The 13,733-nt window shown below is 61.2% G+C and carries 12 protein-coding genes; 7 read left to right on the top strand and 5 right to left on the bottom strand.

The genetic code is table 11. The features are described from left to right. Positions 1–93 precede the first annotated feature (93 nt). A complete protein-coding gene (locus HOP59_RS22565; RefSeq protein WP_267966011.1) occupies positions 94–999 on the bottom strand; it encodes a helix-turn-helix domain-containing protein in 906 nt (301 codons plus the stop codon). Between the two features lie 356 nt (positions 1,000–1,355). On the opposite strand from HOP59_RS22565, the gene HOP59_RS22560 reads away from it, so the two are divergent. Together HOP59_RS22560 and HOP59_RS22555 are read left to right on the top strand one after the other, a co-directional pair. Next, complete coding sequence (locus HOP59_RS22560; protein ID WP_234255643.1) at positions 1,356–2,579, top strand: collagen-like triple helix repeat-containing protein; 1,224 nt, start codon at positions 1,356–1,358, stop codon at positions 2,577–2,579. 117 nt (positions 2,580–2,696) lie between these two features. Further along, positions 2,697–4,433 carry a ShlB/FhaC/HecB family hemolysin secretion/activation protein gene (locus tag HOP59_RS22555; protein ID WP_234255642.1) on the top strand — a complete coding sequence of 579 codons (1,737 nt, stop codon included), beginning with the start codon at positions 2,697–2,699 and terminating at the stop codon, positions 4,431–4,433. Positions 4,434–4,486: 53 nt separating this feature from the next. Here HOP59_RS22555 and rimO read toward each other — a convergent pair whose 3' ends face one another. After that, the gene (gene rimO, locus HOP59_RS22550; protein ID WP_234255641.1) at positions 4,487–5,848 is read right to left on the bottom strand and encodes a 30S ribosomal protein S12 methylthiotransferase RimO; all 1,362 of its coding nucleotides are present in this window, start codon (positions 5,846–5,848) and stop codon (positions 4,487–4,489) included. A gap of 150 nt (positions 5,849–5,998) precedes the next feature. Here rimO and HOP59_RS22545 point away from each other — a divergent pair, with 150 nt between their 5' ends. The 3 genes from HOP59_RS22545 to HOP59_RS22535 all read left to right on the top strand — a co-directional run bounded on the left by HOP59_RS22545 (position 5,999) and on the right by HOP59_RS22535 (position 7,470). Then, positions 5,999–6,409 (top strand): SRPBCC family protein, encoded by a 411-nt coding sequence (locus HOP59_RS22545; RefSeq protein ID WP_010628799.1) that lies wholly within the window; start codon positions 5,999–6,001, stop codon positions 6,407–6,409. A gap of 109 nt (positions 6,410–6,518) precedes the next feature. Beyond that, complete coding sequence (locus tag HOP59_RS22540; RefSeq protein WP_234255640.1) at positions 6,519–6,704, top strand: hypothetical protein; 186 nt, start codon at positions 6,519–6,521, stop codon at positions 6,702–6,704. A gap of 91 nt (positions 6,705–6,795) precedes the next feature. Continuing rightward, positions 6,796–7,470, top strand: a complete 675-nt coding sequence (locus HOP59_RS22535; protein WP_010628798.1) for a TVP38/TMEM64 family protein — start codon at positions 6,796–6,798, stop codon at positions 7,468–7,470. 24 nt (positions 7,471–7,494) lie between these two features. Here the strand turns inward: HOP59_RS22535 and HOP59_RS22530 are convergent, their stop codons facing one another. Both HOP59_RS22530 and HOP59_RS22525 read right to left on the bottom strand, forming a co-directional pair. Continuing rightward, positions 7,495–8,283: a universal stress protein gene (locus HOP59_RS22530; RefSeq protein WP_234255639.1), complete on the bottom strand. Its 789-nt coding sequence runs from the start codon at positions 8,281–8,283 to the stop codon at positions 7,495–7,497. Beyond that, positions 8,273–10,753: a Lon protease family protein gene (locus tag HOP59_RS22525; protein WP_234255638.1), complete on the bottom strand. Its 2,481-nt coding sequence runs from the start codon at positions 10,751–10,753 to the stop codon at positions 8,273–8,275. Before HOP59_RS22525 ends, HOP59_RS22530 begins: the two co-directional genes overlap by 11 nt. Before the next feature lie 170 nt (positions 10,754–10,923). Here HOP59_RS22525 and HOP59_RS22520 point away from each other — a divergent pair, with 170 nt between their 5' ends. Together HOP59_RS22520 and HOP59_RS22515 are read left to right on the top strand one after the other, a co-directional pair. Beyond that, the gene (locus tag HOP59_RS22520; protein WP_234255637.1) at positions 10,924–11,529 is read left to right on the top strand and encodes a 2-hydroxychromene-2-carboxylate isomerase; all 606 of its coding nucleotides are present in this window, start codon (positions 10,924–10,926) and stop codon (positions 11,527–11,529) included. Positions 11,530–11,594: 65 nt separating this feature from the next. After that, positions 11,595–12,338 (top strand): tellurite resistance TerB family protein, encoded by a 744-nt coding sequence (locus tag HOP59_RS22515; RefSeq protein WP_234255636.1) that lies wholly within the window; start codon positions 11,595–11,597, stop codon positions 12,336–12,338. A gap of 31 nt (positions 12,339–12,369) precedes the next feature. Here the strand turns inward: HOP59_RS22515 and HOP59_RS22510 are convergent, their stop codons facing one another. Beyond that, positions 12,370–13,653: a hemolysin family protein gene (locus tag HOP59_RS22510; protein ID WP_234255635.1), complete on the bottom strand. Its 1,284-nt coding sequence runs from the start codon at positions 13,651–13,653 to the stop codon at positions 12,370–12,372. Between the last annotated feature and the right edge of the window lie 80 nt (positions 13,654–13,733).

Here is a 13,733-nt window from a genome sequence, read left to right as displayed (position 1 = left end):
TTCGCGGAGCCCGATGAGCCAAGGCTCAATCAAGAACGCCGCCCCTTCGTTAAAGACGGGGCGGCGTTCTTGTTTCTGCAGGCTGCCATCAGGTCAATGCAAAAGCGGTATGGTCAGTGTACCGGAACCGCAGCAGCCATCCGCAGCGTCGAACAGTACGCTGGTCGCGTTGCCATCGATGCTCTCCCCATGCTGCGGTAGCCACACCAACGTCAAGTATGTTCTCAAATGTTCTATGTCAGTAGGTTTATCGAAGCGTGCCGTAACCGCGCGCTTGCTCTCTATCCGGATGCGGTGAAAAAAGCGTTCTGTTGGCAGAGAGTACGGATGCATGGCACGGTAGCCAAGATCCGTTCTGAGGCGCTCGCCAGGGGTGATGTCAGGGTCGTCGTGATAGATCCAGGCGGGCTGGATAAGCGATCGATGTTGGCTAGACAGCTGGGTCCGGCGCGTATAGTGCAGCCAGGTATGCTGCTGGGCTTTGAGATCGAGCTTGCCATAGTGGCGAGCCAGGTAAAGCTCATACTTGGCGTTCTTGACGATGCGAGGACGGCAGGAATCAAAGACGTCCTGACGAAGTCTGGAAATCGCAACTTGTTGGTAATGTTCAAATTGTTGGCGGAACGTGCGCGGGCTGCTGCCATGCTTGTGGCGAAATGCACGGGTAAAAACCGGGTGGCTCGAGTACCCGCACTGAATGGCGATTTCTATGATCGGCAAGCGCGTACGTGCTAATAGCATGGCGGCACGCTCCAGGCGCAGGAGATCGCGATAACGGCCTGGGCTATAGCCGAAATGGCTCGTGAACAGACGCCTCAAGTGAGACTCCGAATAGCCAAGATAGTCGGCGAGTTGGCGCATAGACACTTGATGTGATGCTTTGTCACTCAGCCAGATCTCGGCAGACCGCACAGCCGGCGAGATGCAGTTCACTTGGCTAACTCCCTGTAAGTCCAAGGTCTTCGTAAAATAAGCGAGTGGCTTATATCGCCCGTCCATGCCCCGCACGAACGACTGGTGGGCGGGTGAGCGAAAGTGCAAAGTTACTAATCATTTTTTACCTAAAATCTCATTATTGCAAAATATTTCGCATGCGAATCTTTCTTTAAGGAGGAGCTATCTGGTGTACGGGATTCTCTAGCGTAAGAGATTGACTACAACACGTAGGAAGAACTCATTAATGTAATCAAGTGTAACGATTGAGGGTGAGTGCTCGATTGCAGAGCTATGGCGTTGCCCACGACAGTCTGGAGGAACTGTCGGGGTTGAGATGCATTTACCGCTTGGCGTCGATCTCGCCTAAGCGGCAATGACAACAATCATGTCCTGACGACCAAGGAAGAAAGGAGACAAAAATGATGGTTGCAATGAATCGGTTGTTACCGTTGGCGGCCCTGACAACGGCCATCCTGCTGGCAGGTTGCAGTGGCACTTCGTCCAGCTCACAGCCACTTGGCAATGCTACTGGCCCGGGGAGCCCGGGGGGCGGTAATGGTGGTACGGGCGGGGTGGGCGATGGTAGTGGCGGCGGCTCCGGGCTCGAGCGAATTGCACAGAGTACATCGGAGGCATCCGGTGGGCTGGGAGATACTATCGCCACCGTAGGTGATGCCGTCACTCAACTTGATGCGCCGCTGGTTGGAGCCATTACCGATGGTGGCGGCAACGTTGTCATTCATTTGGGGGATGGCGTTAACACCCTGGCAGACGGTATCGGAGCTGGGCTCGGCGATATTTCTGAAAACGACAATGCCTTGGGCACTACCCTGGCAGGCGTGACTGGCGCCGTTGGTCACACTGGGCAAGCGGTATCGGCTGCTGGCACCACCGTCGAGGCTCTCAACACGCTGCCGGTATTCCTGCAGGTCGATGAAGCCACCGGGTTGCTTACCGGTCTCGGTGGTACCGTCGAGGAGCTGGGAGGCACGGTAACCGCTACAGCGGATGCGCTGACGTTGTCGTTGACCGATGAGAATGCTCATCTCGCCGGGTTGACGACGGAGCTGACCGCAGTCGTGAGGCCGCTTGTCGTCGATCTTGGTGGGATCACTCAAAACTTGGGAGATGCCTTGGTCGTCGGTCCGCCGGCCAGTAACTTGCTGCAGGAAGTCGGCGGTGTAGTGGTAATGCTGGGCGATGATCTGGCAAGTGGTGATGCGCTACTGGCAGGTGTCGGTACGACGGTTACCGGAGCTGGCCAACTGATCGTTGACACCGGCGGCCTGTTATCGGCCAACAGTAACATCGAAGGTGGCCTGCTGCGGACAGGCCCGTTGAGTAATACAGCTAACGAAGGGAATTTGCTTGGTGGCAATACAGGGCTGCTTGGTGGTGCTCAGAAGGGCAGTCTTCTCGCTGGCGACTCAGGGCTGATCGGTGGTGTCACCGGTACCGTCGATGGCCTGACCGGTAGCTTGCTTGGTGGCAGTCAAAGCGGCGGCCTTCTCGGTGGCGACAAAGGTCTGCTTGGCGGTGTCACCGGTACCGTCGATGGCTTGACCGGTAGTCTACTTGCCGAGGGCGATGGCAGGAAGAAAGGGGGCGGGCTGCTGGGTGGCCTGCTGGGAAGCTCCCGCTAACCGCAATGGTGGGGTCCAGGCATGCAGCGCAGTGGTCGCTGCGTGCCTGTGCACAGTAAGCCGATAACACGAATAACCACCACGTCTTACCCTTGGATTCTTGCCGCAGGGATTGCTATGCCGTCGACACGCTACAATAGAGTGTTGCCGTTTTATGCCGGTCTTATCTTGCTTTCGTGGGGGCCTTTCCATCTCGGCCAGTCTCATGCCAGTGACCTTCCTGCGCTGATCGATGATCGACAGCCAACGCTCTCGCCTCCCTTGCAGGAAGTCAGAGAGCAACAGCTACGCAGCACGACGCGCGTCGAGCTGCCAGTCAGCCCAGGCGAACTCGACCGCGATATGCGCATTCCGGTCGAACACGTCAACATCGTCGGCGGCTCGGTCTTCGATCTCGAGTCGCTGGCCGTAGACCTTGTGCCGATGGTGGGCCATGAGGTCAGGCTTGGCGATCTGATCGATGCCGTTGAAGCCATTACCAAGCGCTATCAGAAAGCCGACTATCCTCTCTCCTACGCCTACCTGCCGACCAATAATTTCGTGGATGGAACCGTCACGGTGGTGGTGGTCGAGGGGCATATCGTGCGTAATGAAATTCTCATCACCAATGCCGCGGTGGCAGCCCGTGTCGAACGGCTGGCGAATCGTATGCATGGCGAACGACCGCTGACGCGCGCCACTTTCGAGCGTTATACCGCGCTGATCGATCGGATTCCCGGGGCGCAGTTGGCGATCAGCGCGCCGGTACCCAGAACACCCTCGGGGGGAACGACCTTGAGGGTCGAGGAGCGTGATACCCGTCGTATTCAGGCTGGCCTGTCGGTTGACGGTGGTAATGAGGACGATTTCCTGGTGCTGGGTAACCTGAGCCTCCAGGCCAATACCCCATACGGCGAGAAGCTCTCTTTCGCTGCGTTGATGCCGGTGGATAATGACAATGAATTCTATGCCGTGGAGTACCAGCAGCAGCTAGGTAGCGATGGTCTGCGCATTACGCTCGGGGCGAACCGCTTCGATAGCAGCGATAACGAGCCTTTGCTGCTGTTAGGCCAAGAGCTGGACGTGCATGAAAGCAAGGTGCGTAACCGTTTCCGTGCCGCTGCGGATTATCCGCTGCTACTGAGGCGTACGCGTCTCTGGGAGGTGGGTATGGCGGTGGATCATCACAACGAGAGAGCCGATTATGACATCCGCCTCGATGGAGAGCTGCTACGGCATACACGGCAGGACTTGCACTATTCCGCTATCGAGCTCAACACCACCTACCGCATAGGAGATGAGCAGCGTCTGCTGGAAATCCGTGGAGACCTGCGTCAAGGCGTTGATCTTGGTGCCAATCGCAACGAAATTCATGCCGAAGAGCAGCTTGTTGCAAGCGATGAGAGCCTGCACTTCACTCGTTCAGGAGTGCAGGCGCGCTGGGCCGAGCAGCTGACACCCAACTGGCGTCTGAGTACGCGTCTTGCGGGATTCTGGTCGGATGACAGGTTACCGATGGCGGAGCGCGGCAACTATGGGGGCAGCCGCTTCGGTCGTGCTTATCCGGATGGCCAAGCCGAGGGCGACAAAGGCTATGCCGGTGAGGTCGAACTACGTTACTTGCACAGCTTGAAAGGGAAAGCCTGGCTTACCCGCATCGAGCCCTATGTGCTGGTTGACGCGGCGCGTACCGAATTCAACCAGCACGATATCCAGAGTGAACTGATCTCAGCAGTTGGCGGTGTCGAGCTGAGCAACTTGGCAAACTATCGGCTTGGGGTAGAGTACGCCCACCCCATGGGGGATCGTGACCAGGAGAGCGGCCGGCGCAGCGGGCGAATCAACGCCCGCATTACCTGGCAGTTCGGTGGCTGAGTCTGACACGATGCTTCCCGTACGACGGGGGTGGACGACTATCAAGTGCCTAATCAGGCACTATAGAAATCCATGAATTTGACCGGCTGACTCTCCTCGATCACCTCGGCCCAGAGATCGTACTCGTCGGCGTTGGTGACGCGAGCGCGCACCACGTCGCCGGGGCGCAGGGTGCGCTTGGATTCCAGGAATACCATGCCGTCGATCTCGGGGGCATCCGCTTCGCTGCGGCCAATGGGGCCATCCTCGTCGACCTCGTCCACCAGCACCTCGATTTCGCGGCCGATCTTGCGCTCCAGGCGAGCGGCGGAGATCAGCTGCTGGTGGGCCATGAAGCGCTCCCAGCGCTCCTGCTTGATGTCGTCCGGCACCGGCTCCAGGCCCAGCTCGTTGGCCGGTGCGCCATCCACCGGGGAGTACTGGAAGCAGCCCACGCGGTCGAGCTGCGCTTCGCTCAGCCAGTCGAGCAGGTACTGGAAGTCCTCTTCCGTCTCGCCGGGGAAGCCGACGATGAAGGTAGAGCGAATGGTCAGCTCGGGGCAGATCTCGCGCCAGCGCTTGATACGAGCCAGGGTCTTGTCCTCGAAGGCGGGGCGCTTCATCGCCTTGAGTACCTTGGGGCTGGCGTGCTGGAAGGGGATGTCCAGGTAGGGCAGGATCTTGCCCTCGGCCATCAGCGGAATCAGCTCGTCCACATGGGGGTAGGGGTACACATAGTGCAGCCGCACGCGAATGCCCAGCTCGGAGAGCGCCTCGCACAGCTCGGTGAGGCGCGTCTTGACCTCGCGGCCGCGCCACTCGCTCGGCGCATAGCGCAGGTCCAGGCCGTAGGCGCTGGTGTCCTGGGAGATCACCAGCAGCTCCTTCACACCGGCCTTGGCCAGGCCTTCGGCCTCGCGCAGCACATCGCCCACCGGGCGGCTCACCAGCTTGCCGCGCATGGAAGGGATGATGCAGAAGCTGCAGCTGTGGTTGCAGCCCTCGGAAATCTTCAGGTAAGCATAGTGGCGCGGGGTGAGCTTCACGCCCTGGGCCGGCACCAGGTCGATGTGCGGGTCGTGCTGATGGCGGTGCGGGGCCGCCTCGTGCACGGCACCTACTACACGCTCGTACTGCTGCGGGCCGGTTACGGCCAACACGCTGGGATGAACGTCGCGAATCGCCGCCTCGTCCACGCCCATGCAGCCGGTGACGATCACCTTGCCGTTCTCGGCAATCGCCTCGCCGATGGCATCCAGCGACTCGGCCTTGGCGCTGTCGATGAAGCCGCAGGTATTGACCACCACCACGTCGGCGTCGTCATAGCTGGGCACGATCTCGTAGCCGTCGGTACGCAGCTGGGTCAGGATGCGCTCGGAATCTACCAGCGCCTTGGGGCAGCCCAGTGAGACGAAACCGACCTTGGGTGTGGACATTACTAAACCTCTTGGATAAAGCTGGACTATCGCAACTAGCATGACATCTTTGCCAGGACATCTTCGCGATAGCCGCTGTAGGGCAGGGGGGAGTACCCTGCAATGTGAAGGTGAAGCATTTTAGCGTCGAAGTGCAGCATAGGGAACCGCATGGCCACCATCGAACACAGTGCAATTCTCCCGGCGCCACCGGAGCGGGTCTTCGCCCTGCTCGAGCGGGTCGAGGATTTCGTCGACTATTCCGATCTGATCAAACGCATCGAGCCCCTCGGCGGCCAGCGTTACCGCTGGCACGTGCACGCAGTGGGCATGGATTGGACCTTCGACGTGGCTATCACCGAGAACCGCCCCCCCGAGGTACTGGCATGGCAATCGGTGGAAGGGGTGCACAACGAGGGCTGCTATCGTCTCAACCCGGTGGAAGCGGGCACCGAGGTTTCCTTCACGCTCACCTACACACTGCGCAATCGCCTGGTCGAGAAGGCCGTGACCAAGGCCGCCAAACCGCTCGTCAGCAAGGTCAGCCGGCAGATCCTCGAGCGGGTTGAAGAGCGGCTGTAGGCTCGCGCAGGCCTTTTGCATAAATGTTAGGTGGCTATCTTTTTCTTTTTCCGGAGTAGGACTACACTCGTCTTGACGAGGCCCCGTCGGCCTCAGCGAGGAAGCCAGCGTGAGCGTTATGAAGGGGTTTATGTGGTGCCTGGCGGTGCTGTTCGCCCAACTCGGGCTGCTGCGCTATATCGACCTGCGGGTTGCCACCATGCAGCGGCTGCAGGAGCCACCTTTGGAGCCGGCCGAGGGTTCGGTAGCACCTGAGCTGGCGACACACGAGAAGCAGGGCGAACTCGACGCTTAAAACCGCCGTATAACTGCCAGGACGGCCGGCTGGAAGTGACCTATTGAAGTGAGCATGGCACCATTGGCGCAAACCGAATGGAAGCTAGCCGATGCCGAACGACTCGTCACTCCGCCGCCGCTGGCGCTTGGTTGCCGTGGGGGCCAGTGCCACCATGGCTGCCTATGTCTGGTTCTGGCACTCACCGGATCTCACCGCCGTACGGCACTGGGTCGAGCAGACCTCGCACCATCCTCTGGTAGTCATCGGTGTCATGCTGACCATGGCCGTCACACTGGCCGTAGGCCTGCCCGGCAGTATAGGCCTGTGGCTCATTGCACCTTTCTACCCGCCCCACATTGCCACGCCGATGCTCATCCTCGGCAGTGTCAGTGGCGCACTGGGCGCGTACTACCTGGCGGCTCGGGTCGGCAAACGCTGGAACCCGGAAGGCCTGACCCGCAAGATCATGGAAATGCTCACCAAGCGCGGCGACCTGCTTACCCAGTGTGCGCTGCGAGTGCTGCCCGGTTTCCCTCACTCGGTGATCAACTACGCCGCAGGGCTCTGCCGTTTGCCGCTTTCCACCTTCGTCATGGCCGCGGCCCTGGGGCTGGGCATCAAGTGGGCGGTGTACGCCAGCGCCATTCACAGCGGCCTGCAGGCCGTCTCCCGGGGAGACGACTTCATCAGCCTCGATCTCGTTCTGCCGCTCATCGCTCTGGCTCTGCTACTGCTCATCGGTGCCTGGATGAGGAGGCGGGTCGAAGAGAACAAGGAGATCTAGCAGCCTGACGGAATTGACAGGCTGCTAGGGCACGATAAGTAGCGGCAGCGGCACCCTCGCAATCACCTCCGGGTCCTCGTTCAGCAGGCTCTCCAGTTCGCTGCGGTGAAGCAGCAGACCGCCGGCATCGGCACGTGCCAGCGCTCGCTCCAGCTCGTGGGCGTGGCTAACGGGCAGCGGGGCGCCACCCTCGAACAGTGCCGCCAGCCACTCCGCCATGGCCGGTGGCGCTTCGCTTTCTCCGGCTACAGGTTTCAGCCAGCGCAGCGGCCCGCGCTTGAAGGGGTGGCGTTCATCCCACAGCAGCACCGTGCATGGCGCTTCCAGAATCAAGCGGCGACTGGTGGAACCCAGCCGGGTACCCCAGCGCTCCGTCGTGCCGGCCTTGCCCAGCACCAGCACGTCCTCCGGTGCGGCCATGGTCAGCGCGGCCGAGGCCACCTGCCCACGGGTGATCTCAAGACGATGACGCAGGCTTCTTCCGGCTACGGCACCGGCAAGTGCTTGATGCACCCGCTGCAGCTGGCGAGCAATGCTGGTTTCCAGCGAGTCGTGGGTGAGCGGGCGCGACAAGCCCGACTGGGCGCCGATCTCGCAGGAAAAGGGAAAGGCCGCACAGCTCAGCAGATCCATGTCCTCCACATAGAGCGCGACCAGTTCGGCGTGTCGCAGGCTGGCCAGGTCCACCGCGGCGGTAAGCGCCGCCAGGCTGTGGCGGGAAGCATCGAGCAGGGCGAGAACCCTGGCCGCTTCCAGGGCCGTGCCGTTTTCGCTTACCTGCCTTCCATGGGGAAGCGCATCCTCAGTGGCCATCGTCGGGCTCCTCACTCTCTGGATCGCCTTCCTTGTCTCCGTTCACATCCTCGATCTTGCTACCATTCTTGCTCTTGTCAGTGGCATTTTCGTGAGCGGAATTCTCGTCACTGGCAGCGCGTTTCTTCACCGCTCGATGGAAGGCCTCGAGCCGTTCGACCACCTTGCCATTCAGGCTCTCGGCAGGATAGTGGCCTTCGTCGTCACGTTCGCCAGGGGGCATGCCGGTGAGCAGTTCCAGCGCCTCGTCCAGCGTTTCGATGGCGTAGATATGGAAGTCACCGGAAGCGACGGCATCGCGCACCGCTTGCTTGAGCATCAATTGCTCCACGTTGGTGGCGGGCAGCAACACGCCGTGGCCTTTCACGCCGCCGCGTGACTGGCAGATATCGAAGAAGCCCTCGATCTTCTCGTTGACCCCACCCACGGCCTGTACCCGCCCGTGCTGGTCGATGGAGCCGGTGACGGCAAAGCGCTGCTCGATCCCCACCCGGGCGATGGCCGAGATCAGCACGCACGCCTCGGCCACCGAGGCGCTGTCGCCCTCGATGCCGCCGTAAGATTGCTCGAAGGCCAGGCTGGCCGATAGCGACAGCGGCGCATCCGGCGCATAGCGGCTGGCCAGGCAGCGCGACAGAATCATCACCGCCTTGGAGTGAATGCGTCCGCCCAGGCGTGCCTCGCGCTCGATATCCACCACGTGGCCAGGGCCGGGGCGCGCCGTGGCCGTGATCCGCGTAGGCTGGCCGAAGGCGTAGTCGCCCAGGCTCATCACCGAAAGCCCGTTTACCTGGCCGATCACCGAGCCCTCGAGCTGGATCGCCACGGTACCGCGAGCAATCGCCTCGTGGCTGCGCTCGTGAATGCGGCTGGCCCGCCACAGCTGCTGCTCCACCGCCTTGTCGACATGGGCGCGGGAGATCACCTGGGCGCCGTCACGCTCTGCCCAGTGGTCGGCTTCCTCCAGCAGATCGCTCAGGGCACGATGGCGGGCGGTCAGCTTGGTCTGGTCGTCGGCCAGGCGGCTGGCACGTTCGATCACCGCCGCCACACCGCTGCGATCCAGAGGGCGAAGGGCAGACTCCCGCGCCAGGGTGGCCACCATGCGGGCATAGAGCGGCTGGTTGCCATGGTTACGATCCAGCTCGTCTTCCAGGTCCGCCTGCACCTTGAACAGCTCCAGGAAGTCGGGGTCGTTCTCGCACAGCAGGTAATAGAACAGGCGCTCGCCGAGCAGCACCACCTTGAGGTCGAGCGGTACCGGTTCGGGCTCGAGCGTCGTGGTGCTGATCAGACCGTAGGCCTGCTCCAGCGACTCGGTGCGGATCTCCCCGGCGCGCAGCACGCGCTTCAGGGTTTCCCAGGCGCCGGCGTGCATCAGTAGCGCGCGTACGTCGACCACCAGATAGCCGCCGTTGGCCCGATGCAGGCCACCGGCACGAATCAGCGAATAATCCGTGACCAGTGTGCCGTTGTGTACGTGATGCTCGATGCGTCCCACCAGGTGCTGATGCGTAGGCAGGTCGAGATACACCACGGGAGCGCCATCGCAGTTGGTGTTGTCGACGATCAGGTTGATGTGGAAGCGGCTGAAGATCGCCTCCGGCGGAATGTCCGGCTCTTCGGCAACGAACGCATCCACGTGCAGCACCATCGCATCGCGCAGCGCCGTAAGGTGGTTAAGAATGCCGTCGTGGTCGGCATAGCGCTCTTCCAGTTCGGCCAGTGGGGCGTCGATGGCGGTTTGCAGCATCTCCTGGTTGAGCGCCGTGATCTGTTCGCGCAGCTGCTTGGCCAGGCGCGGCATCTGGCGGATAGCCTGGGAAAGCTTCTTCTGCAGCACCTGAACCGTGCCTTCGATGCGCTCTCGCTCGTCGCGTGGGAGCTGCTCGAACTCTTCCGGCGACATCATCTTGTCGTTGGTGGCGGCCGGCGCGAAGGTGAAGCCGTTGGGCGTGGAGAGCAGCAGGATATCGTGCTCGCGGGCCTCGCGGCGCACGCCCTCCACCGCATCTCGCTGGCGCTCGCCCATGGCCTGTTTCAGCTCGTGCAGGCGGTTCTGGTACTCGTCGCCCTCGAACACCGCAGGAATGGCGGTGCGCAGCTCCTCGACCAATTGCTCGATGTCGGCGCGTAGTACGCGGCCCATGCCGGTAGGCAACAGTAGATGCAGCGGCTGGGAAGGCTCCTCGAAATTGTAGCGGTAGGCGACGTCCGGAGGCATAGGCTCATCGTGAGAGCGTTCGGCAAGAAAACGCCCCACCAACTGATGCTTGCCGTGGCCTGGGTGGCCCAGCACATAGAGGTTGAACCCTTCGCTGCGCATGGAGGTGCCGAAGTCCAGCGCGTCGCGGGCCCGGGCGTGGCCGCTCAGCATGTCCAGCGACTCCAGCTCGCTGGTCACCTCGAAATCGAAGGCATCCTCGGGGCAGGCGCGGTATACCTGGGTGACGTTCAGGGGCTTGAGCACAGGATTTCTCCTTTCCTAATACACTTCAGTATGGAGAAGCTGAACGAAAAGTGCATGATGCGGGTCAAGTACTGGCTGAGCGATGCGGGGCGAGCGAAGAAGGGCCAACGAAAGGAGCTTGCACTCAGGCGCCAGTCAGCCGAGGCTGTAACGAAACATGAGGAGCCGCCATGACGTTCACCTTCTGGTTCGAATTTGCCAGCACCTACTCCTATCCGGCTGCGATGAAGCTCGAGCATCTGGCGGCCGAGCGCGACATCGAGGTGCACTGGCAGCCGTTCCTGCTGGGGCCGATCTTCCAGGCCCAGGGCTGGAGCGACACTCCCTTCAAGCTGTTCCCAGCCAAGGGCCGCTACATGTGGCGTGACATCGAACGCCTGTGCGAGCGCGATGGCATCCGCTTCCACCAACCCTCGCAGTTTCCGCGCAGCGGCCTGCTACCGGCACGCATCGTCAACTGGCACGCCCAGGAGCCTTGGGTGCCGGCCTTCGTACGCAGCGTGTACCGCGCCAACTTCGACCACGACCAGGACATTGCCGATCCCGCGGTCATCGCCAACAGCCTGGCCGAGGTCAATCTCGACGCCGAGGTGCTGCTGAAGCAGAGCCAGCGGCCCGAGGTCAAGGAATCGCTGCGCAAGGCCACCGAGCGGGCTCAGGAACTGGGCGTATTCGGCGCACCGTTCTTCATGGCCGGCGACGAGCCCTTCTGGGGCTACGACCGCATGGAACAGGCGCTCGACTGGTACGAAGCGCGTATGGATGACGAAGAGTGAACCCACTGTCCAATCGATCCACACTGCCGTAGCGCGGCAGTGTGGATCCCCTTAGGGATTAAGCCATGAACGCCAGTAAGATCTTGCAGCAACTCATGCAGCAAGCCGGTGGCCAGAGCGGTAACAAAAGCAGTGGTGGTGTGGATGTCAAAGGTATGCTCGAAGGTCTGTCTCGTCAGTTGGGAGGCGGTTCATCGGGCCAGGGTTCCGCCGCTGACAGCGGCCTGAATCTGGATATGAAGAGCCTGCTGGGTGGCGGAGCTCTGGGGCTGCTGGTCGGCTCCAAACGTGGGCGCAAGCTCGGCGGCAAGGCACTGAAATACGGCGCCGTTGCCGCGGTGGGGATGCTGGCTTGGAAAGCCTGGCAGAACTCGCAAGGGGCCAAGGGAGCGGCTGGCCAGTCGGCTGGCAGCAGTGCCGAGGGCAAGCCAGTCGAAGCGCTTGAAGGCGAGTACCAGGAGCGTCGCAGCCTCGAGCTGCTTCAGGCCATGATCATGGCCGCGCGCGCCGACGGCCATATCGACGCCCAGGAGCGCGAACTCCTGGCCCAGCAGATCGATGCGCTAGGTGCCGACGACGAGCTCCATCGCTGGGTCGAGCGCCAGCTCACTGCCCCGCTGGATGCCGAGGCGCTGGCGCGCCAGGCCGACTCGCCCCAAGCCGCGCGCGAGATGTATCTCATCAGCGTAGCGGTGGTCGACGAACAGAACCCCATGGAACGCGCCTGGCTCGATCAACTGGCCACTGCGCTGAAGCTCCAGCCTGAGTTGACCGCTGAGCTGGAGCGTCAGGCCAAGCAGGCGGGATAGGGTAACTGGGACGTCTTCGTACTTCGCCAGCTCAAGAGGGAGACGAAGGCGTTTCGCCCATGGTGGGGATTTTCTGAACGAGCAACTTATCGATTCTTCGCCCATCCATGTCGATGACCTCGATTCGCCAGTCGTCGACAGAGACGTGCTCGCCCACCTTCGGCATTACCGCACCCCGTTGCAGAACGAGGCCAGCTACAGTCTCATAGTCGTGATCGTCTTCTAGCGTTATGCCGATGTGGTCGGCAAACTCATCGACAGGCATCCAGCCGGCAACCAGCAGGGAGCCGTCTGCTCGCTCGACCAGCTTGGGTTCATCCAGCTCCATCTCATCGAAGCCACCCGTAATGGCATCGAGAATGTCCATAGGCGTGATAACGCCCTCGAAATGGCCGTACTCGTCGTAGACGAGCAGCATTTGTGCAGGTGCTGTCTTGAGTTGCTCAATTACTTGGATTGCTGGGAGTGCATCATTAACCACCGCTGCTGGACGTGCGAGTGAACGCGGGTCGAATCCTTCTTGCGATGCGTGCAACAAATCGCGACTCAGCAGGATGCCTACAATGTCGTCCTGTGCACCATCACGTAGCGGCAGGCGAGATCGGCCAGAATTGCGCAGCCGGGCAAGTATCTCTGAGAGACTTTCTTCTGCCCTTGCCACTTCGACCTCGTGTCGAGGGGTCATGACACCGCGTGCACAACGGTCGGCAATGCGCATGACGCCGGTAATCATTTTCGTTTCTGCCTTCTCTATGGTGCCTGCTCCCTCCGCCTCAGCGATGAGCATGCGGATCTCTTCGTCGCTGACGCTGGCGCCCCGCTTACCTGAGTGCCCTAACAGCATGAGAACGAGTTTGCCTGAGTGATCCAAGAGCCAGACGAGAGGCAAGGTGGCGCGTGAAAGCAGATGCATCGCCGGTGCCACACGGCAAGCAACGACCTCTGGATTGGTGAGCGCAATCTGCTTGGGAACGAGTTCACCAATGATCAGTGAGAGATACGTAATCACCAGCACAACGATACCAACACCCAATGGGTTGGCGTATTGAACAGGCACTCCAAGGCTTGGCAGTAGGTCGGCGAGCCGGACACCCAGCGTTGCACCGGAGAACGCACCGGAGAGAACGCCGACCAAGGTGATCCCGATTTGCACTGTTGAGAGAAACCGACCCGGGTCCGCCGAGAGGGCAAGGGCGGCCTTGGCGCCAAGATAACCTTTTGCAGCTTTGGCTTTGAGGCGCAATGGACGAGAAGAAACGATGGCCAGCTCAGACAGAGTTATCGTCAAATCTGGTGGATGACGGTCAGGCCGCATTCCTGTCTGATTGATCGGCTACTTGCTCTCCGTCCTGAAACTTGACGTTGCTGACGACCAGTTCCAGCTTCTGGAAGTGC

This window comes from Billgrantia aerodenitrificans, from assembly GCF_021404405.1.
In the GTDB taxonomy this organism is placed as follows: Bacteria; Pseudomonadota; Gammaproteobacteria; order Pseudomonadales; family Halomonadaceae; genus Halomonas; species Halomonas aerodenitrificans.
Note: the sequence above shows the minus strand (reverse complement) of the source record. Positions and strands in the feature narration are given on the sequence as shown.

Bases quoted from the DNA above. Each gene is read 5' to 3' on its own strand.
- HOP59_RS22545 (WP_010628799.1), top strand. From the start codon at position 5,999: ATGGCCACCATCGAACACAGTGCAATTCTCCCGGCGCCACCGGAGCGG.
- HOP59_RS22530 (WP_234255639.1), bottom strand. From the start codon at position 8,283: ATGGCCACTGAGGATGCGCTTCCCCATGGAAGGCAGGTAAGCGAAAAC.
- HOP59_RS22515 (WP_234255636.1), top strand. From the start codon at position 11,595: ATGAACGCCAGTAAGATCTTGCAGCAACTCATGCAGCAAGCCGGTGGC.
- HOP59_RS22510 (WP_234255635.1), bottom strand. From the start codon at position 13,653: ATGCGGCCTGACCGTCATCCACCAGATTTGACGATAACTCTGTCTGAG.
- HOP59_RS22535 (WP_010628798.1), top strand. From the start codon at position 6,796: ATGCCGAACGACTCGTCACTCCGCCGCCGCTGGCGCTTGGTTGCCGTG.
- HOP59_RS22555 (WP_234255642.1), top strand. From the start codon at position 2,697: ATGCCGTCGACACGCTACAATAGAGTGTTGCCGTTTTATGCCGGTCTT.
- rimO (WP_234255641.1), bottom strand. From the start codon at position 5,848: ATGTCCACACCCAAGGTCGGTTTCGTCTCACTGGGCTGCCCCAAGGCG.
- HOP59_RS22520 (WP_234255637.1), top strand. From the start codon at position 10,924: ATGACGTTCACCTTCTGGTTCGAATTTGCCAGCACCTACTCCTATCCG.
- HOP59_RS22565 (WP_267966011.1), bottom strand. From the start codon at position 999: ATGGACGGGCGATATAAGCCACTCGCTTATTTTACGAAGACCTTGGAC.
- HOP59_RS22560 (WP_234255643.1), top strand. From the start codon at position 1,356: ATGATGGTTGCAATGAATCGGTTGTTACCGTTGGCGGCCCTGACAACG.